Source organism: Shewanella sp. AS1 (assembly GCF_021412565.1).
Classification (GTDB): Bacteria; Pseudomonadota; Gammaproteobacteria; order Enterobacterales; family Shewanellaceae; genus Shewanella.
The window spans coordinates 1-553 of record NZ_JAKCLJ010000031.1 but is presented as its reverse complement, the minus strand read 5'-3'; the positions used below and the strand labels follow the sequence as shown (position 1 = coordinate 553).

1 pseudogene is annotated in these 553 nt (G+C 52.1%); it reads right to left on the bottom strand.

The features are described 5' to 3' along the window. Window positions 1-553 (bottom strand): annotated as a pseudogene (locus LZP69_RS15895) (IS3 family transposase); the annotation flags it as partial.

Sequence of the window (553 nt, the reverse complement as noted above, 5' to 3'; positions counted from 1 at the left end):
CAAACAAGTCCAGAACAACGGCAAGGTAAGCCCATCGTTTGCCTGTCCACACATAGGTCACATCGCCACACCACACTTGATTGGGAGCCGTCACAGCAAACTGGCGGTCAAGGAGGTTAGGGATGGCGACATGCTCCTTGTCTGCCTTTTTGTAGCGATGTTGCGGCACCTGGCAGCTCACTAGCCCCAGCTTCTTCATCAGCCCGGTGGCACGATAGCGCGTCAACCTCACGCCAGCAGTCGTCACCATATCAGCCAGAGTTCTGGCACCCGCTGACCCATTGCTGGCTTCATAAGCCTCCCGCACCATGCTGTGCAGCTTTACCACCTTCGAGTCAATGGTGATAGGCCTACTTCGCCAATACTTGTAACTGCTGCGGTGAATACCAAATACTGAACAAATCTGTTTTACGCTATGGCTCTTCTTGAGTTTCTCGACTAACGAGAACTGTTCAGTGAGTCTGACATCAAGAGAGCCGTAGCCTTTTTCAAAATGGTGTTCTCTTCTTCAATGCGGCGGATTTTCTTCTCCAGCTCGCGGATCCGCTGTTGT